Genomic DNA, 26,400 nt, shown 5'->3' with positions numbered 1-26,400 from the left:
CCGCAAATATTGATATACTCGTAATACCTTCCATCTGTAAAAGGAGTAAACTATGACCATTCAATCTCTGCCAGATATCCTTCGGTATGGCTCGATAAGCGAACCATTGTGGATCGAATTTGACCGAAGAATTGGCTATCATTCGATGGATACGACCCACTACCACAGATCCTTTGAATTTTTTTATCTATACAGCGGGGAAAGAAAATTTTTCATAAGAGACTCCGTCTATCCCATTCAGTCAGGTGATCTGATCCTTGTGAATTCCAACTTCGTTCATCGAACCTCCGAGCTGAGCCAACCGAATCATGAACGAGTTGTGCTTCATTTTGACCTACCTTTTTTTGACGGATTGTCACAGGAGGAGACGGAACTGCTCCAGTCCCCCTTCTTGGATGGCTATCCAATTGTTAGACTGAACCTCCAGGAACGATTACACTTGGAAGCCTTATTCGAATCCCTGCTGCGAGAGCTAAACGATCGTCCGCCTGGTTATCAGCTGCATATCCGGAACATGGCTATTGAACTGCTTCTGCTCACAGCTCGCCACATGCAAAAGCGCAAAGCCCTTCCAAATGTTGAAGTTACTCCGGTCCAGCGTAAAGTAACCGATATTATCCGTCATATTAATCTGCAATTCCGGGAACCGCTGCATCTGGACGATCTTGCCAAGCAATTTTATATAAGCAAAGGCCACTTAAGCCGCGTCTTCAAGGAAGTGACTGGCTTTGGCTTTAGTCAATATATCAATATCACCCGGATCAAAGAGGCCGAACATCTCCTGCGGGAAACCGATTTGAGTATTACCCAAATATCTGAACAGTGCGGCTTCGAGAACTTTTCCCATTTTGGCAAAGTGTTCAAAGAGCTTTCTGGCTTGTCCCCAAGGGCTTATCGAAAGCTTGATTAGAACCAAAAGACGTAAATACAATATGAGGCCTATCAGGAGCAGCGGAAGCATTATTCTCTGCTACAAACAACTCCCCATGCCGTTTGGCGCAGGTGACCTTAACCTGTCTGGATTCACCAGGCAGCAGGGTGAAGAAAGCATCATCCGCTGAAGTCCAATAGTCATCCGTCCATTCTTCCGGCCGGACATGGAGAGCTGCTTCATGGCCTTCATTGGTCAACCTAAAACTGCGTACCCAGACACTTCCGATCTCACCATCGGGAAGCAGTTCGCAGCTCCACTCTTCCTCCGCCTGTACATTCAATTGAGCACCTTCAAGCTGCAAGGCAGACCGATAAATCTCTTGATCATTAGTAGAGAAGAAATAATCATTATACTCTGTCACCTGATTCATTTGCGTTAAGCCTAGCCTTACAATAAATAACCCATTATACGTATGAGGAACAACAAATTGTACATTACCCAGCTTTATTACAGAGGCCTTCTGTTGAACGTTATCAAATAATTGCGATAATAAGAGGTTGCCTCGTGTATCCCATACTTCAACGGCCACTTCACAGCTTTCGTTTGCTTGATGCAGGTAGACTCCTGCTTCCATCCACTCTCCAGCAGCTGTATTGAGACTGCGGTAATCAAGCGATGCATGACAGCCCTCAAACGCGTTGCGCGTCCAATAATAAGCCATCTTTGGCTCCATATAATAGTCAACTAGATTCGTACAGCTCGCATTAGGCCAAGGCTCATTAAGCTGCCAGATGATACTGCCGCTGTTCTGGAACTGACGTCGCCGGTTCGCCTCAAGGATAAATCGCAGCCCCTCTGCCTGCATCCATTGACTTGCATCCGAGAACTGCGAGAGTGATTCGAAATACCCGAACAATTCCGTATCACGATCGTATGTATCCCACCATTCACCATGATGCCGCCAGACTAGATTATCGCGCATGGATACTGGCGTTAGATGTTGAGGGGACAAAAATTTACGCAGGCTCTTCACGCTACTGACGCCGTCAACACCAAACTCACTATGAAATAAATGATCCGCTTCCCCATATAAGCTGTAGTGATTCGGATTTCCTTCATACTTCCAATGTCCGTGCACATCATGGCTGACGCCTTTTTCCCTCGTAATATATTGAACTGGCCCCGATGCAGAAGTGGGCAGGAACAGCCGCTGCGGATCATATTGCTCTACAAGCGACTTCAGATGCGACAAGTTGCTATCTTCGTAGGTCGAAGGCCGATTCGGCTCACTCATCAGCTCATTGCCGCCACTCCATACTGTAAGTGACACATGGTTGCGCCGAGTCTTTAATGCAGCAACGGCATTCTTATGCAGCAGCTCAAGGAACAACGGCTTCTGTGAAGGCTTGTTATCTATGCCGGAACTTGATTGGATAAACTCCTGCCAGATCATGATGCCATGGCGGTCACACAGGTCGTACAGATATGTTTTCTCGATAACACCGCCGCCCCATATACGAAGCATATTCAGATTCGCTTGCTTCGCAAGATGAACCATCCATTCATAGCGCTCCTTCGTCACATTCCCATAGAGATGATCAAGTGGCGTCAGATTGGCGCCTTGTATATAGATCGGCACACCATTCACAACAAACGTATACGGCAGCGCATCCGCCGGACTTCCCTCATTCTGCCGATATTCCAATTTGCGTATGCCGGTATGAAGTACTCGCTCATCTAGTCGTTTATTGTTTTGAAGAAGACGTAGCGTCACTTGATAGAGCGGCTGCTCGCCATATCCGTTCGGATACCATAGCTGTGGAGCGTGCACCGGAATCTCAAATTCAAAACGTTCTGTTGCCAGTGTTGTCTGAACATATGCAACAACAGCGCCGTCTGGTCCCGAAACCTCTACCTCTGCCCGTACATCATCGGCAGCGGCTCTATCCTGATGGTTATAAATGCTAGCATTAACACGAATGACACCTTGCCCTTCGGCCAGTACATCCGAATGAAGAGCAATCTCCTCAAACGAGTATCCCTTGGAGACACGTAACAGCACATCATCCCAAATCCCTACGTTAACGAGCCGTGTAGAAAAGTCCCATTTGTAGTTAAACCGGCTTTTCTGCGTGAACGTTTCCGACGTCTTCCCAATCTGTCCCATCTCATCCGGCGCCTGCTTTAGCACAACCTGAAGTTCAACCGTCTCACGTTCCCGAAGCAGCTCCGTGATATCATATACAGCAGGCTCATACATCCCAGCATGCTCGCCAAGCAATGTGCCGTTCATTGAGATCATTGCTTCATAATCAAGACCCATGAACACAATCTCGACCTTATCTCCCGGCTCAATAATCGGCTTCTGAAACTGCGTCCGATATACCCACCAGCGGTTTTCCACCCACTCGCAATGCAGGCTGTTCAAATCCACATAGGGGTTGTTAATTAAACCCGCTTTATAAAGATCCTGATGTACACCGCCGGGCACCGTTGCCGGTATCCACTCGGTAACGCCCATTAATTTATTGCCAATTTCCATGCTCGTGCCTTTGCAAGGAACCCATGGCCAAAAGCCTTTCAGCTCCCATTGCTTATCGTTTAGGTTAATCTCCCTCATAAATACCCGTCCTTTAGCATTCTCATAGTAAGCAATCATAACGAGAAAATTTTAACATAATGAAACGTTTAATTCAACAAAATTAAAGTGTTTAATTCAACAATAAAAAAAGCACCCGCTCCAAAGGAACAAGTGCTTAACCATGACTATTGCAGACTCATAACAGTATCCCGCTCGATCAATTCAGTTTCCAGCTGGATAAGTTCAGATACCGTATCCGGATGCTTTATCCGATCGAGAACAGCCCTTACCGCCCTTGAGCCGATATCCTCTTTAGGAACCCTGATTGTGGTCAGCTTCGGAATCATAAACTCGGCCAGTGATAGATCATCAAATCCAATAACTGAAGCCTGTTCTGGACAACGATAACCCCAGTTGGATAATTGACGCAGCACTTCAATCGCAAGCATATCGTTCGCACAGAAAAAGCCGGTTACTTTCTCTTCGGTTATTGCAAGGCGCAGCTTCTCCACAAATTCAGCGTTCGTATAATTACCTCGTCCACTTACACCTAATCCTCTTACCCATGTTACGTTTACTTGCTCCAACGATCCCTTATTATGCTCTCTTACTGTATCCTCATAGCCCCGATCCCGTTCCCTAAAGCTCCAGGCCGTTTCCATATCTCCTACAAACGCCAGACTGCGGTGTCCAGCCTGCAGCAGCCGGTTTGTCGCTTCACATGCTCCCTGATAGTTATTCGCTAATATATGGTCATGTTTTCCATTCTGAATATTAGAGTCCACAAGGACACAAGACATTCCTTTCGCATCTAACGCTTTCACATAAGATTCAGGCATATGTCCAAGCAAGAGCGCTCCATCTACCTTCTGCTCATTAATACTTGAAGGAAGCCCTTCTAGAGGATCTACTGAGATATCAACACCTGATAAGATCATACTGAAATCATGTGACTGCAGCTCTTTATCGATGCCGCGAATAATTTTGCCCCAATACTCGATATCACTCAAATAAGCTTCCGGCATCAGAACGGCGATATTGCCAGTCTTCGCATAAACGGATGATTTCCGCAGCTTGTCAAAGGAATAGCCCATCTCATGTGCTGTTTTCCATATCTCCTCGCGCGTTCCGTTATTTACAGCCGGATCATTGGACAACGCTTTAGACACAAGAGCTTTCGAGACGCCGACCTGATCGGCAATCATCTGCAAGGTTACCTTTCGCAATGGCCATACTCCTTACCACTTTTTTGAACTTATTATAATTGTTTTTTAAACTCTCTTCAACTTTTATTCAGCCGCAGGCAAAATTCAAACAGCGGTACAGATCTCTGCACCGCTAATGGGTATTAAGGAGTAAATGGCTCTGACACGATAACTTCAGAATAGCCGCTGGGCCGATTAGACACACCAAAGGCTCGTAAACGATACCAGGTTCGAACTGAATGCGCCCTTGTTGGATCAATCCATGGCGCTCCATAATCACCGGGACGTTTATCATACACTGTCACCCACGGCCCTTCGCCGCTTGCCGTCGATTTCTCCAGCGAATAGGAAGCCGCGCCAACAACGCCTTGGAAATACACCGTACCCTTTTCTATCTTCAAGACCGGGACATCCGGCTGAATCGGCTGCGGCACTTCTCTTCCACTCATCCGATAACCGTGGCTTCTCAGCTGCTGGATACGTGCTGCCAGATCCGGATTGATACCGCTGCTGGGATAATGAACGGAAAATCCATCAAAATGATGAACGTATCCACCTTCATCGGCGTGTGGGAACAACGACCAGAACGACGTTCCGGATACCACTTCATTCTCTTCAGCAGCTGCAAGGAATTGCCCCAGATCACAATCCGGCCAACCAAATTCGCCTGCCATATATACTTTTCCCGCTTCAACTACTTGCTTAGCATCCTTCACCAGCGCTTCGGCATTGGCAGGATAATAATGGACATCGAGAATATCCAAGCTATTAACCGCTAATTTATCTGCATCGAGCTGAAACTGCTTGCCATGTGCAACAAGGTGGTTGTTATCGATAGATTTAATATAGTCGCAAATCTCCTTCACCCATTCAACAGGCGCAGCATTAAGCTCATTGCCCAATTCCCACGCCATGATCGTTGGGTCCTCTTTATACGCAATACCGCTGTACGTATTTACACGATTCAGAATAACGGCGATATAGCTCTTGAAGTCTTCAATGACATCACGATTGGTATAAAATAAATCTCTATCCGTTAAGTCACGCCACCCTGTAAACGTTTCTCTGCCGCCATGATAATAAGCCCAGTTGCAGACGAAAGGAATGATTAATCGCAGCCCACGATCTTCCGCTTCCTTAATTGCATAATCCACACGTCGAAACGCTTCTTCATTATACTCACCAAGCCTTGGAGACAAGGATTTCGGATCACCTACTGAAGCACCTAGCGTATGGGAACGAACAACATTCGCCCCCATCTCAACCGCTGTATCTAGTGCATTGCAGACACGAAATGGTGTAGGCCAATCTACTCCGCCAACATTCTCGTCAAGGCCCAGCCAATAAATATTCGGCCCAGCGAAACGATAGGGTAGACGCCCCTCATAGAGAGAGCTTCCCGCTCTCGTAATAAATGGCTTCTTTATCGTCATTTAAGAACTCCTGCCTTCTCATTTAATTCGTTTAGCTGTTCCTTAGCCTTTTACCGCACCACTTGTTACGCTCGAGAAAATATATCGCTGCAGGAACAAATACAAGACGACCGTCGGAATCATGATGACAAGAATAATGGCGCAAATATAGCCCCACTGTGCTTGGTTATTGCCGGCAAACCGCTGGATAGAAGTCGCTACGACAACTAGCTTCGAATCCGGCATGTACAGGAACGGAATATAAAGCTCGTTATAGATGTTAATCGTCTTCAGAATGACCAGCGTAGCTGTAGCCGGACCGAGCAGCGGCAAAATAATCGTCCGATAGATTCGGAATAAATTTGCACCGTCCATCATGGCGCTTTCATCCAGCTCATAAGGAATGTTCTTAATGAACTGCAGATAGAGATAAATCTGTACGACATCCGCTCCAACGAAGAGCAGGATTGGACCATAAAGGGTGTTGTAGAGTCCCATGGTATGGATGATGGAGAAGACAACAACTTGCGTCGTAATGGCCGGGATTAATGTAGCGAAGAGGAATGCGCCTAGCAGAATTTTTCTGCCTCTAAATTCAAAGCGCCCTACCGCATAAGCCACCATCGTCCCCAGCACAATGTTACCTAGCAGCGAAACGATAATGATGATAAATGTGTTGCCAAACGCTTGCCAGATATGTGCTCTCTCCATTGCTACCTGGAAGTTCTCGAAGTTAAGGAAGCTGCGCGGTAAGGCAAACGGGCCGCTGACCTCATCCTCCTGCTTGAAGGCATTAATGAATACGACGTAGGGAGGGAAAAACACGGCGAATGTTCCCACAAGCAGCAGCACGTATTTGATCGATTGAATGGGATCGAATTTCTTCATGCTTATCCCTCCTTTCTCTTGATGACAAGATTTTGCAGCCCAAGTATAAGAATCGTAAGGACTAGAAGCACGACACTCATCGCAGAAGCCAAGCCAAAGTTATTGAATTGGAACGCGGTCTCTACCGTCTTCAGAACGAAGGTTTCACTCGCTCCTGCTGGCCCGCCATGCGTCAGAACAAATGGAAGATCAAATACCGCAATTGCACCGCTTAGGGTAAGGAACATATTGAGCTGAATGATCTTTGTCATATTCGGTAAAGTCATATGCCAGAAGGTTTGCATCCGCCCTGCCCCGTCAAGCGTAGCCGCTTCATACATATCAGCCGGAATCGACTGCAAAGCTCCTAAGTAAATAACCATGTTATAGCCCATAAACCGCCAGAAGCCGATGGATGCGAGCGAATAATTGACGATGCTAGTATTGCCAAGCCAGCTTTGTTTCCAGGAATCCAGTCCCAGCAGCCCAAGCAGTGAGTTCAAGGAGCCGGTTGTTGTATCAAAAACATATTGGAACATGAACGCAACCGCTACCGCATTCATGATAAATGGCAGGAACAAAATAACACGAAACACGTTACGCCCGCGCAGCCTCGAGTTTAAGATAACGGCAAAGAGCAGCGCGACGATGTTTTGCACAACACCTACAACAACGTAAGGGATCTGATGGACGAATACGCCAAATAGATCAGGGTTTGAGAAAATCTCACGGTAATTATCAATGCCGAGCCAGCTCACATGATTGTTGAGCCCATCCCAATCGGTGAAGCTATAGTAGATTAATCGAACTGCCGGATAATAAGTGAATGTAAGCAATAAGAGAACAGGGACTGCCAAGAATCCGATAATAACAAGCTTTCTTTGCGTTTTATAAGCCATACCGTTCATTGTTCACCACTCTTTTCTATCTTCTGCTTCTATATAAGCAAAGTGGATTATCGTAAAGTCTCGGGATAATCCACTTTGCTGTTTGAATCTTATTTACTTACAGCTTTTTTCGCTTTTGCCCATTTGTCATTGTATTTATCAAGAATGGACTGTGGATCCTTGCTCAGAACAAATTCTTGTACAAAGGCTTCTTTTGTAATCTGTGCTTGGTTTACGATCTCCGTCGATTCCGGGGTATCCGTTACCGCTTCGATCTTAGTAGGATTAAAGCTTTCGAATTCAGCCAGCTGCGGCATATCCGATTGTCTATCCTTCAACACTGGAATAAAGCCTGCGAACTTATCAAATCCGGAATCCTCCAGCATCCATTTCACGAATGCTTTTGCCGTTTCAAGATGTTTACTGTTTTTGTTAACGCCATAACCCCAGTCTGGTGCAAGAACTACATTCACTTTACCTGAGTTGTCATAAGGCATTGGGAAGAATCCAACATTCTCCGAAGTCGTGCCGCTGCTGATGACTTGTGGAATGACCCAGTTACCAAGGAAGTACATCGCAAATTTGCCGCTTGCTACATCCTTCTTCGATTGCTCCCAGTTTGTTGAGTTAATATCAGGCTCAAGGTAGCCTTTCTCGTTCATCGTACGGATGATTGTCAATGCTTGTCCATAAGCATTATCCATCGTATAAGGCGCATCAGAATTGACACGTTCATTGTTCAGATTGGCATTACCTGCAATGGAGGAAGGAAGCTCGGAGCCCCACGGGTAAAGAGGCCATTGATCTTTGAAGTTGGATGCGAATGGAATGATACCTTTGGCTTTCAGCTTCTCTGCTGCAGCATAGAATTCGTCCAGCGTTTTCGGAACGCTTGTAATGCCTGCGTCAGCGAAGGCTTTCTTGTTGTATACAATACCTGTTGTTGTAGCGCCTACCGAGATGCCGTACACTTTTCCTTCGAAGCTCTTATAATCTTTGAAGTAAATTTTGTCATTCAGACCAAGATCATCAAGCGGGGCGAAATATTTCGGCAAATCAGAAGCAGTGATCGTTGGTACCAAAACCACGTCAGGGAAGTCGCCAGTCGAAAGACGGATTTTCGTATCCTTATCAACATCTTTTACCGCTTCAAATTTCACTTCTGCATTCGGGTACTTTTCTTTGAAGCGTTTCGCGTAATCGACGTACTCCTTGTCAATCATGTCCGTGCGATTTGTAAGGAATGTAATTGTTCCGCTGATCTCGGAAGCTGGATCAGCTGCCTCAGTTGTCGTTCCATTGTTGCCCGTTTTTGCGTTATTTGCCGTATTTTTCGCGTCATTGTTATTTCCACAAGCAGACAACATCGTGATCGACACAGCAGCAGTTAGTAACAAGCTCAAACTTTTCTTCAACTTTCTTACCCCCTGAGTTATATGTTTTGTTACCGTTTACAACTAGAGAATATCACCAATATCAATTTATTTCAACTATTTTTTAAAAATATTTAAACTTTTAATTTAAATTGAATTGAACATTCGCTTTAGCGGACTACTGCTCATTCTATCGCCATATCAAGACCAATCAGCTTTTTGGCCACAAAAAAAAGCCCTTCCACAAGGAAGGACCGTGTAATAAATATTTAATAAACTAATTTACCACTTTACCCGAAATCTCCAGATCACTTGGAACATTCGCTGTTGAACCGCGCTGAACAAGCGTTGTTGAGATCATAACCAGCTCAGGAAGCTTATCCGGCGTATTCAGACGCTCGAGAATAAGCTGCGTCGCTTTAACCCCAATCTCCTCTTTAGGTACACTTATGGTGGTAAGCCCCTTGATCTCGGCGAGTGTCAGGTCATCAAATCCCACTACGGACAGCTGATGCGGATACTCCACTTCCCAATCCGAGAAAAAGACCATCGAATCGATTGCAATCAAATCATTCGCACAAAAGACCGCTGTTACCGGACTATCCGACATTAGTGAGCGCTTCAGCTTAACTACGTACTCCGGCTTCGTATACATCCCGTTACCGCTTACACCCATCCCTTCGATGGTTACAAAGCTGGCCTCTTCTTTGCCGTTTGTATTAAAGCTTTGAATGGCTGCCTTAAAGCCTCTGTAACGTTCAGAGAAGCTCCAAGTCGTCTCGACGTCGCCGAGGAATGCCAGCTTGCGATGACCAAGCCGGAGCAGCAATTGCGCAGCCTGATAAGCACCTTGATAGTTATTCGCCAGCACGAGATCTACTTCAGGATCTTGTTCGCTTGGGTCAACCAGGACAAACGGAATTCTCCGTTTCTTAAGCTGATCTGTATATTCCTTCGGCAATTGTCCAAGTACGATTGCGCCGTCCACTTTGTTTTCCGTAATGCTCGTTGGCATCCCGTCATTGACCCGCAGCGACACATCGATCGAGGACAACAGCATGCTGTAGTTGTATTCAACCAGTTCACGGTCAATACCCTTAATGATTTTCCCCCAGTATTCGGGATCATCGAGATAAGCTCTTGGCATTAATACCGCGAGGTTGCCCGTGCCGGCAGATATCATTTTTTTCTTTGATGATTTTATTTTATAACCAAGCTCTTCGGATGTCTTCCAGATCAATGCCCGAGTCTCCTCGTTCACAGCTGGATCATTCGATAAAGCTTTTGAAATCAACGCTTTAGAGACTTTCAATTGATCTGCAATTATCTGCAAAGTAACCTTTTTAATGGTTTCCAACTCCCTTAATCAATCTCTTATCCCTACTATATATTTTTTTTCAACTTATTTCAACTTATTGCTGAAAATAAAACAAAACGGGGTATGACATCGCCGTCACACCCCGCTTCGAACCGTTCAACAACGGTACTTCTTTCTGCTTTTTTACGAATTCAGCTTGTTGAATAGATTGTAAATCAACTGCGCAGCTTGCGCTCTTGTTGCATGACCCTGAGGCATAAAGCTGCCGTTGCCCATTCCTTGAATGAGACCCGCTTGATGAATCGATTGTACCGCTTCAGATGCGTAGCTGCTTACTTTATTTTGATCCGGGAACAGCTTCGCTTCAGAATCACCTGCTAGATCCAGCTTCATCAATTGAGCCGCACGGTAGAACATCACCGCCATCTCCTCACGGGTGATCAGATCATTTACGCCAAAGCTGCCGTCTGATTTACCATTTACAATACCCAGCTTTTGCGCGCTAAATACCGCTTCTGCATACCATGCACCACGTGCTACATCAGAGAACGTTCCTGTTGCAGCCGGATCATTAAGCTCTAATGCCTCCATCAGCATTTTCAGGAATGCCGCACGAGTTACATTACTATTAGGCTCAAAATGTCCTCCACCTACACCTTGAATAACGCCGCGGGCAGCAAGGAACTGAATGCTGTCCGTTGCCCAAGCAGCATTCGCGAGATCAACGAAGGAGACCTTCGCAAAGCCTGCACTATACGCGCTGAAATGTGTGGCCGAGAATTGTACTTTGCCTGTATCGGCATTGTATTTCCCGTTTTTGATTACTTCGAGCTGTCCATCGTTATTCAAATAATACACAATCACTTGTTCTGGGTCCTCATTTGTTCCAAGCTCATAAGGCATCTCTACCTGGATGCTGCCCAGCTCCATATCCTTCAGCTTAACGCCATCCAGACTTACTTCGATATCATAGACAGCATGACCGCCCAGCAGCTTTCTTGCTTCAGCAGACAATGTACTGTCATCGACTTTCGAAGCTTTTACCTGCAGTGTGGAAGCGGCTTGCCCTCTCTCCTTAAGCAGACTACTGCTTACTGTAAATGTCACGAGACCGGTATCAATTCGAATGCCTTGTGCTACTGTAATAAGCGGTTTAACAGGAACGTCTACGGTAACGGAACCTGCTTTAGCACCTGGCTTCACGACAATATGAACTGTTTTATCGTTGTTTTGCTTCAACGCTTCTTGAATATCCTTCTCGTTGATCTTAATCGACACTTTGTCTGAGTTTTTATTAGCAGGCTGTACCGTTAATTGTCCGTTCTGAATAGACACAGAATCAACAGGATCAACCGGTGTTGTAGGCTGTGTCGGATTCGTCGTGGTTGTCTTCGTTACCATCACAACAGCAGAAGCCACTTTACTGCCATCTGTAGTTGCAGCAGTAATATTTGCCGTTCCAATGCCAATAGCGGTCACTTTGCCCGATGCGTCGACCGTAGCAACTGCTGTGTTATTGGATGTCCAAGTCACCTGTTTGTTCGTTGCATTTGCTGGACTTACCGTCGCAGTCAGCTTTTCCGTTCCGCCAACGTTTAAGCTAATTTCATTTTTGTTCAGCGTGACACCAGTAACGGCAACATTTGACAGTTCCCCTGTTTTCACAAGCTCGACATCATCAACCCCAATCCAGTGATCACCAAGATCCTTGGAATGGAAGCCAATCGAAACCTTTCCGTCTCTTACTTCAATGCCCGAAATTTTCAAATAAGCCCACGAGCTCTCGCCAGTTGGAATATTAACTTTTTGTTCTGAAGGTTGACCCTCATTCACGATCATTTCAGCTGCCTGCTGGCCGCCTTTGGATTTGGTCCAAGCCCGTGCTTCGTAGATGCCATCCGCCAAATCCGTTATTTGCTCAGTCGATGTCACCTCATAAGGCGCATTATTCCAATGGACAAGCTTGTAAGCACCGGTACGCGAGCCGCTTTCCAGCTTCACAATTCCGTTCGTCACATCATTGCCCTCAGCATCTTTATGCACCCAATGAGTCGGCAATACTGGCCATGCAGCCGGATCTACCGGTTCGTCAAAACTGCCATTCAGCACATAGTTCGTAAGAACAGGTCCGCTTCCATTTTCCTCTGTGTAAGGATTGTTTGGTACATTCACATTTACTGCAGATGTGTCAGAACTCATGACTGTACCGTTATACAATTCAACGGATGCTTTAATGTCTACAGCCCCATTAGCCAGCTTGGAAGTGGTATATGACCATTCACCATTTGGCCCAACAGGAGCATAGAACACTTGCTTGCCAGCACGAATCGTTACATCAGTGGCCTTTGTTGCTGTACCGCTGATTGTGTAAGGCAACGAGGTAATCTCGGACTCGGCATCGCTAATCATAACGGTGGAAGCTTGAAGCTTATCCATAAACTTCGCCCCGTTGATATCGTCGATGTAAATGGCACCCGATGTCGAGATCGAGTCATCCACGCCGCCGATATAGAAGGATACCGCCGTAATGTTCACGCTCGCATCTGGTCTTGCTGTCGTATCACTGCTATACCAGGATGGGAAACGGAAATCATCAAACGGCACGTACATGAGACGAGGCTCACTGCCCTTGAACACTGTCTTGGTCTCCCAGAACTTGCCGCTTGCGTCCGTGAACTGAATGGCAAGCTCATTGCCTGAGCCATCCGGCTGGAACCAGAACGTGAAGCCGTCATAGCCAGTAAGGTTCAAGAAATCAGGATTAAAGCTGCCGCCGGCATAGCCTGGACCTGCATAGTTATAATCGATCCGCAGGCCATAATTGCCTTCTGATTTATGTGCGTTGTCCAAAGACAAATCAAATGCGCCGCCTCCCGCATTACGTGAGAACGCCTTGTTAATAAGCGCATTATAGCCGCCATAACCTTCGAAGTTATCCAGCTTGGAAGCATTCGCCATGCGGATATCATCCAAATAAATGACACCTGAATTAGCTGCCGCATTTGTTCCACTGCTGACATAGATCGCAAATTCCTTTACATGCGACAACTCAATCGCCTTGCTGCCATAAGCCGTCACATTCCATTCAGGCTGAACAAAATCGGATAATTTGATCTCAACTGTCCGCCCCGCATTACCTGCGAGCGTCAATGGCGCTTCATATACGCGATTGTCCGTCATTGTCAGCTGGAACGACAGTTTATTCGAGGATCCGTCCGGCTTCACCCATGCATGAAGCGAGTCAAATCCAGACAAATCCACATCACCAAGAGAACGGGACAAGCCCGCATAATAAGAGGAATCAAAGGCATAGTCTACTTTTACCCCGTAATTACCATGATTCTTATTTGTTGTATCAAGGGCGATGCCGATGCTGTCCCCGTTCGCATTAGCGGTATAACGCGCTTTGATTTTATCATCTACCCCGTAGTCATATTCTCCATCTTCAAACACGTTAGCAGGGGCTTTGTCCGTAAGCGGAATTAGGTTGGAACCATACCCAATTTCCACTTGGCTAATGGCTGGTGAATCACCGTCTGCAGTTGCAGGATAGACAGCCTTCAAATATCGTGTAGACGCCGGCAGTGCAAAGTCGGTATAGATCACTTTATTCCAACCTTCACTAGTTGCGGTTTGACTGACAACCGGATGAATAGGTACATAATTATCGCCGTCAATAGAAGCCAAGAATGACAGTGTACTGCTGGAATTGGCATAGGTGGTAAATCGATATGAGGTCATATCTCCGCCTACCTGATAGACAACTTCACCAGTGCTTCCGTCTGTGCGTCCAAGCGCCTTTTTGTTTTCCGTGTAAGGCTGTTCGTCCTTCAACACGAGATTCGAGGTCTGACTAAAGGTCGTTCCTGCAAAAGTATGATCAATTACAAATCCGTTTCGCTGAATTGGCGAAACACTTTGGAAACCTGTTCCATCGTACGTATATTCCATTTGAATGTTATCAATCTGCACCGAGTTGCTTCCTGGAACAACAAACTTAATGAAGCGTGTATCCGCCGGAAGCTGATCGACCGATGATACCGAACCATTCACGACAGGCTCGATTTCCGTATAGTTGCCATTCGAAGAAGAGGCAAACCAGCGGATTACACCCGTGCCTGTGAAGGTAACCGAAGCTTTGTTCATCGGAACCGGAGAAGCGTAGATCAGATAGCCGGGGTTCGATGTCGACACATACGCTTTGAAGCCTATCCCTACTTCACTGCCAACCGACGAACTAGTCTGCACATTTGACGATTGATCATACACATAGGTTTTGCGTTTCTGTGCATCCTTCTGCAGCAGGCTCATCTCATCAATAATGACATGCTCCGCTGTTGTACTTACTTCATTAGACCAAGGAGACACACCTGATTCATTTACACCACGTACACGGTAGGTGTAAGTTACACCGCTCAATGCTTGTTCATCATGGAACGCAGGTGTTCCGGCGCGTCCGCCATCTGAGAAGTCAGTCGTTACCGTTGTCCAGTCTTCGCCGTTCTCGGTACGCTGCACTTCATAACCCGAAGCACCTACCGAGCCTTGCCATTTGATATCCGCTACCGAAGTAATCGGGAACAGCATTGGCGCATTAGCAGGCGCAGGGATGGCAGGAACGTCTGATGTCATAGCCACATCGTTCTCATTCATATAGTGCGCATACTTGTATACCGTACGAATAATATCCGTTTCCCCGTAATAATCTCCCGACGAGAAGCCCGGCCAGTGATAGGAAGCCCAGTTGCCCGGATCTTCATCATGCCAATAGAAGCCGCCGCTGTCCTTATGCGGACGAAGCGACCAGATCATAATGCCGTCCGTGCCATTTTTCAAAGCAGCATTGTAAAGCGCTTCGACAGGAGCACCAGTCGTATAAAGTCCAAATTCACCAAGAATATAAGGCTTCTTGCCTGCAGCAGCTGCGCTGTCCGCATTAATACGATCGATGAAATTACCTGTGTAGAAGTGATCCCCTACGATGTCGACATTCGGATCTTCCAGTGAAACGTTATTCACTGCGAACCGGCCATCCAGCAGCAGTTGGCTAGGGTTCTCCGTATTTCTTACGTAGTCGGCAATTTCCGTTGTCCATGCTTGCGGGAACTTATCCTGGTTGTAACCGCCCAGCTCATTCCCCGTCTCCCATGCCAGAATTGCCTTGTCATCCTTGTATTTCACACCTGTAATCGTGTTTACACGGTTCATCATGTAATGAATCACTTGTTTGAAATCAGAGATCACAAGCGGATCGGTATAAAATTTCCATGCATCCGGATCATTAGCAGCATCACCGCTGATCGTTCCCGGATAACGGAAGTTAACGTAGCTCTCAATCCCGCCTACCCATTGCCATTGGTCAACAAACGGAATTACAACCCTTACGCCGTACTTATTGGCTAGCGCCAGCAGATTATCGAGCTTAACGAATCCAGCTTCATTAAATTGCATGACACCTTCTTCATCCGGCCCAAGTACAAACGCGCTTCCTGCGTTCGAATTATCATATCGCTTAACTGACGGCACATAAGTCCTTGTCACATTGCCGCCAATCGCTGCAATCGTACGGAGCGCATCCTCTTGAGAGAAGGCCGGATCACTCATTCCTCCCGGATAGTTCAATGAGGCAAAACGAAATTCCTTCGTTCCATCCATCAGCTTGTCGCCATCGGTTGTAATAAAATCCGTAAACACGGATGCTTCGCCCTCACCGCTCGAAGCCTTCGCCGACTGACCACCAGCGACCGGAGCCAGCATACCAGTTAACAGCGCCGTAACGAGCAGAAGCGGCCATTTGCGTTTCGACTTGCTTTTACGTTCGTTCACATCATTCACTCCTAATAAAATAATGAATAAGTCCATCAACTTGTTAGCGCTTACAATTCAATTGAATAGTAAAGCGCCTGCCTTGCTTTTGACTCACGAGAAATAAATTCAGCATTTCCAGGATCTAATCTATTTCAATTTTTATTATACTTTTAATTATACTTTAGTCAATATTTTATTTAACTTTTAATTAAAAATTATCAACTGATATCCATATCCTTTTGCCCCCGAATTTTATAACCCGAACAACAAACCTAATCCAATTTGTCGAAATCCCGTTATTACCGCCATAAAACTGCTACCAGCCAACGAGGGGATCTGGGTATTCAAGCCCAAATCCCCTCTGGAAAAACAATAAAAACCTAATATAAAGTTGAAATTTGTTGAATAAATCCTATTTCAAAGCAGGCAATTCATCCCTCGTGATCACATTAGAAGCCCCATACAACGCTTGAATCTGAGCATTCGTATTGCTGCTGAACGTAAGCTCCGCCCAGCTCATTGCAAATACCCATTTCGGTTGAGCTGCAAGCTGGCTGGCGGTCGGAAGCACTGCACACTCGCCAATCGCAATTGGCTTTCCACCTGCAACGCTTAAGGCCGTATTGTACTTCGTTGTTGTGAAGCCATCCGAGTTATAAACGTCCAGTGCGAAGATATCCCAATAACCAGCTCCAGGGTTGTACCCGCTCCAACTCAGATCCAGATCCTGCATGTCCCATACCCAGACTAAATTGGTTAGTCCTTTCGTATTCACAAGATAGTCATGCGTCAAGCGGTAAAGTGCCGCTGTTCCATTTGTTCCCGAACGCCCTGCCCACCAGAACTGGCTCTGATTCATCTCATGGAACGGACGGAACAGAACCGTTACCTGGTTATCCTCAAGGTACTGCAGATAAGTCGCGTACGTATCCAGCCGCGCTTTCCACGCATTATTCAGTGTGCCGCCATTTGTAATTAAGTCCGTCCATTGCGTATTGGAAAGCTCGCTGACCACACCACCATCCCAGCTGCCGGCATCGGACTGTGTTGGCGGAGTGACATGCATCATCAGTTGGACGATTGCACCGTTCTTGAATTGATTTTTCGCTTCCTCAATCATGGTCCAACGATTACTTACATCACTGGAAGAGAACAGAAAATCACCGCTCCAAAGTCCCGGATAACGCCCAGCAACACTATTAGCCTGATTTGTTTGTACAGCTGGGTTGGAATTTGGTTCACGATTATGGATGCCAATGACCGTCTTGCTGCCATCAATACTCTTCAAATAGTCGAGCACACCAACTTTATCTGTTGAAGCGCTTCCATAGATTTCGAATTCGATGATCGAGAACCCATATGCAGTCGCTAGTTGAATACAATAGATTTTCACATATCTCGCGGTTGTAGCCGCAAAGTTAATCGTGTTCTTGCCGCCGGTTCCGCTGTAATTAGAGTAGACTGTCGTCCAAGTGGAATTGTTTGTAGAAGTCTGAATTTGAAATTGTGAGGCATAAGCCGCTTCCCATGCTACCGCAACACTTGCTACGGTCTGATTGGAACCCAGATCAACGATCATCCACTGCTGATCAGCGTAAGAGGAAGACCATCGTGTATTGCCATTCGCATCCACCGCATTAGAGCCCGGATAGCTGGAGGATTCCGTCGATGAGACCGTCACCGGCCTGTTGTATGCGATATTTGGCGCTGCTGATGCATGATCGGAGCTAAACCATGAACTGCCGATAAAACCCGTTAATGCCAAACATAATACAACCCATGTCAAACCTAATTTTTTAATCATTGCTACACCTCCGTTTAGGATAAAATCATGTAAACAGAAAACGCCTCCGAATTGAGCTGTTCATAGACCACCTCCTTTCGAATAGCACAGCAAATAACCCCCTCTCTCCTAGCTATAAAGCTTTATCTCAGGGGGCTATTTGTTATTTGCAATAAAAGCAGTCAACTTCGATTCAGACTTCACCTGCGCACCAATCCAACTCACGCTTCAGCAGCTTTAGATAAGAGGGATGCTGCCATACTTCTACATAGTGACCAGGTGTCAACACAGCAACCCTCCCAAGCCCCTGTTTGCGACGCCATCCAGCCGGATAATTGCCATATGCAGACTCCGAGGTAAGAAATACGTCTCCTGATTCAAATTCCATTTGGTAATGTTCATCATGGACAACGAACGGCTCGAGTTCAGGCTCCAATACATCTTGAACAGGAACAGGGTGAAGCACAACCTCACCGGGAGCAGGATGCGAACGGAATCCGCCGCCGATTAGACTGCGGAACAACGGTTCCTCCAGATAGCCAACCGTACCGGCATGGATAACAAATAGTCCTTTCCCTTGTTCAACAAAAGCTTGGAAGCAGCCTTGCACCTCCTCCGTCAACCAAGACGTGCGATCTGAAGCCGAAACACGATTGGACTTAGCCAATACGATCAACTCACATTGATTCATCCATGCTTCCGACCAATCTTTTGCATGCTCGATATAATCAAGCTCGTATTGATCATTTGCAAGCTGAGCGAAGCCTTGCTGAACGACCTCCGCCGGATGCCACTCATCATGGCAGATTACCCCAACACGCATAACCTTAAATCCCCCCATCCCTTATTTCCGTAGTGGCAGCCAATCGAGCGCCCGCCTCACATACTTGTCCCAGAACTCCCAATCATGACCTGCACCTGACTCAACTTCATATAACAGATTGATACGGTTATGAAAGGTTTCGTGGAAGGACTGATTAATATCATAGTTATGATCATTGGTTCCGCAGGCTTGATAAAAGGCAGGCATTGTAACACCTTCTGCCAATCGCCGCTCCAACAGCTGCCCGATATTGTTGTCGCTGCCCACATATTCCTCATACGAGCCGAAGGTCAGCATAGCCTGTTTTGAGAAAACCGTATTATTAAACAAGGTCTTTCCCTCAAGACGTGTACGCTGATCTAGACTTCCGGATAAGCTAGCGACCGCTGCATACCTCTGCGGGTAACTAACACCTAACTTAAATGCTCCGTACCCGCCCATCGACAATCCAATCGCAAATGTATCCTCCCGCCCTTCTGAAATAGGGAAAAACGATTTTACGATCTGCGGCAACTCTTCGGCTATATAGGTAAAATAATCATAGCCATGCTTCATATCGGAATAGAAGCTGTACTGCACAGAAGGCATAATCACCGCTATTCCCTTTTCAGCTGCATACCGCTCAATCGAAGTATTACGCTGCCATGCGGAATGATCGTCTGATGCGCCATGAAGCAAGTACAACACAGGATAGGGCTGCACAAATGGCTCAGACGGACGATGATAACGCTCGGGCAAGATTACATTCATAGAGCATCCCTGCCGCAGCGTTTCGGAGAGAAACTGCACCTGTAAAAAAGCCATCACTATCGCCTCCTAAGCAACTACCATTGCATTTCATTGCCAGCATAATCAACAAATGGAGGATGGGCGGTTTCATTCTCCTCCAACGCGTAACGAATAATAATATCCACGATTCCGCTGGCAGCCTCTTCCGCTTCTATCGCGGCATTCTCATTGCGTTTGCCGCCCATATACGTTTTCATCCATCCCGGATGAATGGCCATCGCTTTCCCACCTCGACTACGCAGCTCATTATGTACGATGTTCGTCTGCACGTTCAGCGCCGCCTTCGACATACAGTAGCCATACCAGCCCTCCCGCCAGGTCTGGTTGATTTGGCCTGCTTCTGACGAAATATTAACGACAAGTTTGTCATCACCCTGCACAAGTAAGCCGCTTAAAGCTTGCGTCATCCGCAGTGGTCCAAGCGTATTTACTTCATACATTCTACGAATCAGCTCATAATCGATGCCGCCAAATACAGAGCTGTCGTGGTTGCCTGCAATCCCAGCATTATTCACAAGCAAATCCAGCTTACCGAACTGATCCTCAATCGTATTTGCGGCACGTAAAGCACTCTCTTCATTTGAAATATCCAATAATATTGGCGTGATCAACGAACTAAGCTCGGCCGGTAGATGATCCAGCGCTGTCCATTCCGTCATATAACGGCCAGCGAATACCACATACCCTTTTCGAGCCAGTGCAATCGCCAGCTCATAACCAAGTCCGCGGTCTGCGCCAGTTACACATGCGACTTTCCCCTTCATTTACACTCCTCATTCCCGCTCAATTGTCCACTCCGCCAGTTATGAACCGGCGCCCAGCCAAGCAGCTTCTTCGCCTTTGCATTACTCGTCCAAGCCCGATGACCGGATAAGTCTTGTCTAATATCGGTCACATGCGGATAGTACCGATGAAGCAGCTCCGTATTAGGAAGCAAAGAGCAGGTATCATCTGCAGCTACATTCATCGTTTCACAACCAAGCCCTTCTGCCTCAACAGCTAATCGGCATGCCGCTGCCGCATCGCGCACATCAACATGGCTCCACAAAAACCGCTCAGCACGCGAATAAGTGGACAACCAGTCGTATTCATCAGGCAGTGCAGCATGGCCGAATCGAAGATTCATAATTTGCATACCAGTACGTTGAAAAATCATGCTAGCAGCCTGTTCGCCTGCGATTTTGGACAGTCCATAACTGTCTTGAGGAAGCAGCGGATGTGATTCATCAACCGGAAGGAAACGCGGATCGAACCTTTTTTCTGCATAACAAAAACCATAGATAGATTCGCTGGAAGCACAAGCCGCTTTCTTTATACCAAGTCCTGCCGCCGCCTCCAGAACATGATAAGTGGATAACGTATTGTTCATAAATACCAATTCATCCGGAAAAGTGCCCGGCGCATTGATACCTGCAAGATGGATAACCGCATCCACTCCCCGCAGCGCTCCATACACTTGACCTAGCTTAGTCAGATCTACGATCTTCGTTTGGCAAATCCGTTTGACTGGCAGCTCCCGGTCAATACACACAGCTTCATAGCCAAACGCGAGTAATTCCTTAATGACCTGCCTGCCGATTCTGCCATTACCTCCTGTAACTGCAACCTTCAAAAGCCCCCCCCCTCACTGCATCCACTCTTCTGCGATGGACATGGAAGTGAGAAGAACGAAGCTGCATGCCGGTAACGTGACCTTGATGCCCGCATCCAGATTCACATCACTGCGCAGGCTTGCAGGAACAGGAAAACCATCTGGATCAGCAGGACGTAATGATTCGGCATATACATATTCCGCTAACGTTCGAACCTCATGCACACCAGTCACTACAAAGGTGAGCTGCATAGACTCAGAACCTTCATTCACAATCGCTACGGTTACACCATTATCCGCAAATGCCGCAGCACCTCTCACCAGTGGTCTGTTGCCAAGATCTACACGAACGGTTCTGCATCCTCTTGGCATGTACCTGGACAATAGCGACATTGGATAATACCACGGTCGAAGTGCCTGCTCCTCTACTGGTCCAACCGTATTCCAGAAGCCCCATGTTTTCAGCTCGCCCGAGCCTCTTGTGTAACCCGGTGCCCGATGCATCGAATCATCCAGCATCCAAGCAATCATCCCTGCTTGCCCGCCGAGAATAGATTGAATCGTAAAGTCAGCCATAAGGACGCCATACTTAAACGTCTTTACGCGCGGCTGCTGATCATGGAGCTCATCCTTCCCCTCCACAATCCCCGCTTCAGTCATCAGATAAGGCTTCGAAGCGCCTTCCGGATCATGCTCGTCGATGTAGCTGCGCTTCACCCTAATCTGCCGCTCCATCTCCCCACTTCGAATATCCTCATCCATCACATAGCGATGCACATCATATGCTGACAAGATCGGGCCATGCTCATGAACAGACCAATCTACCCACTCATCCTCATTAGAGGAATCCGGGCCCAGCAGCTCAATTCTGCCCCATAACTGACGCTTTCTCATAATACCCTCAAGGTTGCGCAAACCTCTTGACCAAATGGCAAACCGATCGCCGTCTTCCGTTGCCCAATAGCCATTCGGCTCATTAATGAAGTTGTAATAACGCAGCACCGTGTAACGCCGCACATCAAGCATGTACGCCAGGAAATCGCCAATTAACTCTGCCCAGACAGGATTGTCGGAAACCGTGATCCCTATTTCGGGACTACGGCTCCATTCGCCAATAATGACGTCTATCCGGTGCTCCTCACAAAAGTCAAGAATACGATACACCCTGCGCATATGCGCGGACTCCCAATCATAGATCGGATTACCCGCTTCATCCCAGCCTGTAACATAGGAGGCCGCTCGCAGCATCAGCCTAATGATCGGAACACGCGTGTATGCAACCCGCTGAAAAATCGTCTGCCACTGCTCTTCTGTATAATCGTGATCGTCAGACGGATCCCATTCGAAGCCGACGCCACAATAATAAGAAGTAAGTACATTGTCGCTATCGACTCGAACGACTTGCTGTGTATCTGTTTGCACCCCTCATCACCCCTTTACCGAACCGATTAGTGCACCTTTTACAAAATGCTTCTGCAAGAACGGATAAACGATCAGAATCGGTAATGAAGATACGATAATGGAGGCCATCTTAACGGTAAAAGCATTCACCTCTTGCTGTACGCTAATCGCGATACCAGCCTGCGAGATTGCAGCAGAAGTGTTGCTGATCAAATCCTTCAGTACCATCTGAAGCTGCCACATATCCTTATTTGTCGCATACAGCACGGAAGAGAAGAAATCATTCCAATAGCCGACGGCGATAAATAGACCAACGGTTGAAAGCACAGGCTTGGAAAGTGGCAGTACAATTCGGAAAAAGATCCCTAGATCATTCGCTCCATCAATCTTTGCAGCTTCCTCAACCTCTTCCGGAAGCCCGCGCATAAATCCAATCATGACGAATATATTCCATGCGCTCATCAATCCAGGCAGGATCAGCGCCCCGTAGCTGTCAACCATATGAAGCTCTTTTACCAGCAGATAGGAAGGAATCATCCCTCCGCTGAACAACATCGTGAACAAGACAAGGAATAGAACAAAGCCCTGACCACGAAGCCGTTTTTTGGATAAGGCATACGCCATTGCCGCCGACAAGAACGTCCCAAGAAACGCGCCTGCAACAGTAGTTATCAGCGTCACCTTAAAGCCGGACAAGATCGATACGTTCTGGAAAACGGCCAAATAAGCCGAGAAGGAGAAACCTGCAGGGAGGAGGAATAATCCTCCGTCCGCCGTCAGGGAAGAATCACTAAGCGAGCCCATAATCATATACCAGAATGGATAGACCATGATCACCATTAAAACGATAAAAAACAAGACGTTTGCCGACATAAACCATTTCTCGCCTCTTGTCATACCCATACAAAATCCCTCCTTACCATAGCCCATCCTGTCCTGTCGCCTTCACGATCTTATTCACAGTCAGAATAAGGATCATCGCAACGGCAGATTTGAATAATCCGGCAGCGGTCGCATAGCTGTAATCCGCTTGCTGAATACCGACCCTATAAACGTATGTATCCAAAATGTCTGCAACATCGTAGACAAGCGCATTATAGAGCAGAAAGATTTGCTGGAAGCCTGCTTCGAGAATATTGGCCAAGCTCAAAATGACGAGAATAATAATAACTGGGCGGATGGCCGGCAGCGTAACATGCCACATCTGCTTTAATTTATTTGCCCCGTCAATCCGCGCTGCTTCATATAAATCTGCACTTACACCAGCTATGGCGGCTAGGTAAATGATTGTCCCCCAGCCCACCTCTTTGTAAATGTCGCTTATCACCAGCACGGAACGGAAATAACGTACGTCACCAAGGAAATCAATTGGTGTTCCTCCAAAATTACGAATGATGACATTCACCATACCGTCCACTGGATTCAGGAAAGTAATAATAATACCGGAGAAAATAACCCAAGAAATAAAATGCGGCAAATAAATAATGGACTGCGCTATTCGTTTGAACACAACGTTCTTAAGTTCATTCAGCAGCAGCGACAAGATAATCGGCAGCGAGAACGATGCCGCCAGCTTATAGAGGCTGATGACAATTGTATTCGTCAGCACCTCGGTAAAGTCAGGCGAACGAAACAGCCGCTGGAACTGATCAAATCCGACCCACTCACTTCCACCGATCCCTTTGTAGATGTTGTAATCCTGGAAGGCAATCACAACACCATACATCGGACCGTAACGAAAGAGGAGAATGAGCAGCATCCCGGGCAGCAGCAGCAGGTACAGGTATTTATCCCGCATGATATCTTTTAGCAGCGTGCCCTTCCGCTTCAAGCTATGTCTGGTTGGCTTCGTCATTACAAGCTCTGCTTGTTGCTCCATGAGCTTCTCTCCTTTCTCATGCCGCGTTTACTTGTAAGGAACAATGTTCGCTTCATACCACGCATCGTAGGCCGTACGTTCTTCCTGCTGTGTGTTGAACAAATTAACTGCTTCCTCATCAATTTGCTTGCCGCCAAGCTTCAAATATTGCTTCTCGAAATCGTCAAATGCAGATACCGGTGTTTTGCCTGTAATAATTCCCCAGAACAATTCATCGCGTACTTTCTTAATATCTGCCGAATATTTATCCCATTCCGGACGGTCGATCGCCTTAAACACTACAATCTTGTCGCGCATTGGCTGAGAAGTCTCGATCTTCTTCGTGAACATCTCCGTTACTTCCGGTGTATTCTTAATATTTGCTGCGTCCTTACGCTGCATGATCCAGCCAAAGTTGCCAAGTCCAAGCTTGCTGCCTTCTTCTGGTTGAATAGTTGGCACGAACTCACCATTGTTCATCGTGTAATGCTCGCCTTCTTTACCAAATGCAAGCTGCTTGAACACTTCCGGCTTCGCCATTGTATCCAGCACTTGAACAGCGCTGTCGGTATCGATCGTGTCGGTTACAATAAGGTAGCACCAGCCGATCTGTGGATCCGGCATATCGGAGCTGAAGCCATTTGGTCCTTGGATTGGATCAATCGAGATGTACTGACCTGTAGGATTCAGCTTCTTGAACGAGATCGTTGTCGAATTGCCTGGATTGAAATAATCAACCCAACGATAGAAGGAACCAACCTTACCAGAAGCAAAGATGTCATTAACCTTGCCATCATCATTGTTCGCACTCGTTGTCATTCGCGGATCAAGTACACCTTCTTTGTACAAGCCTTGAAGCAATTCAAGCACTGTTTTCACTTGCGGCATGAGTGCACCAAACTTGATTGAACCATCATCCTGCTTCATAAAGTTCTCCACATCGATGCCATAAGCATAGAAGAACGGCGCAAGACTCCGGTAATAGTTATCGCCGGACAAGCCGTATGTATCGTTCTTGCCGTTCTTATCCGGATCATCCTTCGTAAATGCACGAAGTACGTTCACATATTCATCAAGTGTCTTTGGCTCTTGAAGACCGAGATTATCAAGCCAGTCTTTACGCAAAATCGTCGTCATATAACTCGCTTCCGGCACGTCTCCGGGAACTCGGAATATTTTGCCGCTCTTATCCCAGTGGTAGAACATCGTATCCTGTGTGTAATAACCCAAAATATCTTTCCCGTATTTTTGCAGCGATGGCGTCAGATCCTGTGCAATCCCCGCTTCCACCCATTTCGAGAATTCCTTCGTATCACCAGTCCATAAAATATTAGGCCGCGTATCTTTCGCACTCATCATCAGGTTGATCTTCGTATTCAGCTCTGACCAGTCAGGGAGGAAGATTGGCTGAACGTCCACCTTCCGGTTCATCGCCTTCGACAACTCTTCTTCAAGCGTATGCTCCGCCCACGAATCCGGCGTTTTGGAACCTGCCATCAGAGTCATGGTAACGTTGAGAGGTTCCGATGAAACTGTTTCTGTATTCGATGTCGCATTGGTTGTCGTATTCGTCGCCTTCTTATTCTCAGCATCGGATTTGGTATTTTCGTTTCCGTTTGAACATGCTGCCACAGCCATTATTGCGGCCAGAGAGACGGCCAGCATTGTTCTCTGCATCGTTATATTCAAGTCGATAACCCCCAAAAGATTAGTAAAGGTAAGCGCGACATCGCATTTCAATATTTTCAACAAGAATACGCTTACATTCCCAAAAAGAGTATATCCTAACGATTCAACATTTGTAAACATTTAAATTTAATTTAATTAAAA

18 protein-coding genes are annotated in these 26,400 nt (G+C 46.7%); 1 reads left to right on the top strand and 17 read right to left on the bottom strand.

Annotation, left to right across the window (positions count from 1 at the left end):
* The first annotated feature begins 52 nt into the window (after nucleotides 1–52).
* Nucleotides 53–910: a helix-turn-helix transcriptional regulator gene (locus AC0YNT_RS27845; protein ID WP_475807548.1), complete on the top strand. Its 858-nt coding sequence runs from the start codon at nucleotides 53–55 to the stop codon at nucleotides 908–910.
* Here AC0YNT_RS27845 and AC0YNT_RS27840 read toward each other — a convergent pair.
* The 17 genes from AC0YNT_RS27840 to AC0YNT_RS27760 form a co-directional block, all read right to left on the bottom strand.
* Complete coding sequence (locus AC0YNT_RS27840) at nucleotides 861–3,494, bottom strand: glycoside hydrolase family 2 protein (protein WP_475807547.1); 2,634 nt, start codon at nucleotides 3,492–3,494, stop codon at nucleotides 861–863. The genes AC0YNT_RS27845 and AC0YNT_RS27840 overlap by 50 nt on opposite strands.
* A 146-nt stretch (nucleotides 3,495–3,640) precedes the next feature.
* Entirely contained in the window at nucleotides 3,641–4,681 is a 1,041-nt protein-coding gene (locus AC0YNT_RS27835) for a LacI family DNA-binding transcriptional regulator (RefSeq protein WP_475807546.1), read from the bottom strand.
* Between the two features lie 122 nt (nucleotides 4,682–4,803).
* A complete protein-coding gene (locus AC0YNT_RS27830; protein WP_475807545.1) occupies nucleotides 4,804–6,093 on the bottom strand; it encodes a glycoside hydrolase 5 family protein in 1,290 nt (429 codons plus the stop codon).
* A 42-nt stretch (nucleotides 6,094–6,135) separates the two neighbouring features.
* Complete coding sequence (locus AC0YNT_RS27825; protein WP_475807544.1) at nucleotides 6,136–6,960, bottom strand: carbohydrate ABC transporter permease; 825 nt, start codon at nucleotides 6,958–6,960, stop codon at nucleotides 6,136–6,138.
* Nucleotides 6,961–6,962: 2 nt separating this feature from the next.
* Nucleotides 6,963–7,847, bottom strand: a complete 885-nt coding sequence (locus tag AC0YNT_RS27820; protein ID WP_475807543.1) for a carbohydrate ABC transporter permease — start codon at nucleotides 7,845–7,847, stop codon at nucleotides 6,963–6,965.
* Nucleotides 7,848–7,936: 89 nt separating this feature from the next.
* On the bottom strand, nucleotides 7,937–9,241 hold the full coding sequence (locus AC0YNT_RS27815; protein ID WP_475807542.1) for an ABC transporter substrate-binding protein: 1,305 nt from the start codon (nucleotides 9,239–9,241) through the stop codon (nucleotides 7,937–7,939).
* A gap of 235 nt (nucleotides 9,242–9,476) precedes the next feature.
* The gene (locus tag AC0YNT_RS27810; protein WP_475807541.1) at nucleotides 9,477–10,556 is read right to left on the bottom strand and encodes a LacI family DNA-binding transcriptional regulator; all 1,080 of its coding nucleotides are present in this window, start codon (nucleotides 10,554–10,556) and stop codon (nucleotides 9,477–9,479) included.
* A 144-nt stretch (nucleotides 10,557–10,700) separates the two neighbouring features.
* Nucleotides 10,701–16,343: an S-layer homology domain-containing protein gene (locus AC0YNT_RS27805; RefSeq protein ID WP_475807540.1), complete on the bottom strand. Its 5,643-nt coding sequence runs from the start codon at nucleotides 16,341–16,343 to the stop codon at nucleotides 10,701–10,703.
* A 394-nt stretch (nucleotides 16,344–16,737) separates the two neighbouring features.
* Nucleotides 16,738–18,129 (bottom strand): glycosyl hydrolase, encoded by a 1,392-nt coding sequence (locus AC0YNT_RS27800; RefSeq protein ID WP_475807539.1) that lies wholly within the window; start codon nucleotides 18,127–18,129, stop codon nucleotides 16,738–16,740.
* A 172-nt stretch (nucleotides 18,130–18,301) separates the two neighbouring features.
* A complete protein-coding gene (locus tag AC0YNT_RS27795; RefSeq protein ID WP_475807538.1) occupies nucleotides 18,302–18,931 on the bottom strand; it encodes a ThuA domain-containing protein in 630 nt (209 codons plus the stop codon).
* A gap of 21 nt (nucleotides 18,932–18,952) precedes the next feature.
* Nucleotides 18,953–19,735, bottom strand: coding sequence for an alpha/beta hydrolase (locus AC0YNT_RS27790; RefSeq protein ID WP_475807537.1), 783 nt, complete (start codon nucleotides 19,733–19,735; stop codon nucleotides 18,953–18,955).
* Nucleotides 19,736–19,755: 20 nt separating this feature from the next.
* The gene (locus tag AC0YNT_RS27785; RefSeq protein WP_475807536.1) at nucleotides 19,756–20,484 is read right to left on the bottom strand and encodes an SDR family NAD(P)-dependent oxidoreductase; all 729 of its coding nucleotides are present in this window, start codon (nucleotides 20,482–20,484) and stop codon (nucleotides 19,756–19,758) included.
* Nucleotides 20,481–21,332 carry an NAD-dependent epimerase/dehydratase family protein gene (locus AC0YNT_RS27780; protein WP_475807535.1) on the bottom strand — a complete coding sequence of 284 codons (852 nt, stop codon included), beginning with the start codon at nucleotides 21,330–21,332 and terminating at the stop codon, nucleotides 20,481–20,483. The genes AC0YNT_RS27785 and AC0YNT_RS27780 overlap by 4 nt, the downstream gene beginning before the upstream one ends.
* 12 nt (nucleotides 21,333–21,344) lie before the next feature.
* A complete protein-coding gene (locus tag AC0YNT_RS27775; RefSeq protein WP_475807534.1) occupies nucleotides 21,345–22,733 on the bottom strand; it encodes a hypothetical protein in 1,389 nt (462 codons plus the stop codon).
* 6 nt (nucleotides 22,734–22,739) lie between these two features.
* Nucleotides 22,740–23,615: a carbohydrate ABC transporter permease gene (locus tag AC0YNT_RS27770; protein WP_475807533.1), complete on the bottom strand. Its 876-nt coding sequence runs from the start codon at nucleotides 23,613–23,615 to the stop codon at nucleotides 22,740–22,742.
* Nucleotides 23,616–23,628: 13 nt separating this feature from the next.
* Nucleotides 23,629–24,591, bottom strand: coding sequence for an ABC transporter permease (locus tag AC0YNT_RS27765; RefSeq protein WP_475807532.1), 963 nt, complete (start codon nucleotides 24,589–24,591; stop codon nucleotides 23,629–23,631).
* 27 nt (nucleotides 24,592–24,618) lie between these two features.
* On the bottom strand, nucleotides 24,619–26,259 hold the full coding sequence (locus tag AC0YNT_RS27760; RefSeq protein WP_475807531.1) for a type 2 periplasmic-binding domain-containing protein: 1,641 nt from the start codon (nucleotides 26,257–26,259) through the stop codon (nucleotides 24,619–24,621).
* Between the last annotated feature and the right edge of the window lie 141 nt (nucleotides 26,260–26,400).

Source organism: Paenibacillus sp. J22R56, assembly GCF_056269375.1.
Note: the sequence above shows the minus strand (reverse complement) of the source record. Positions and strands in the feature narration are given on the sequence as shown.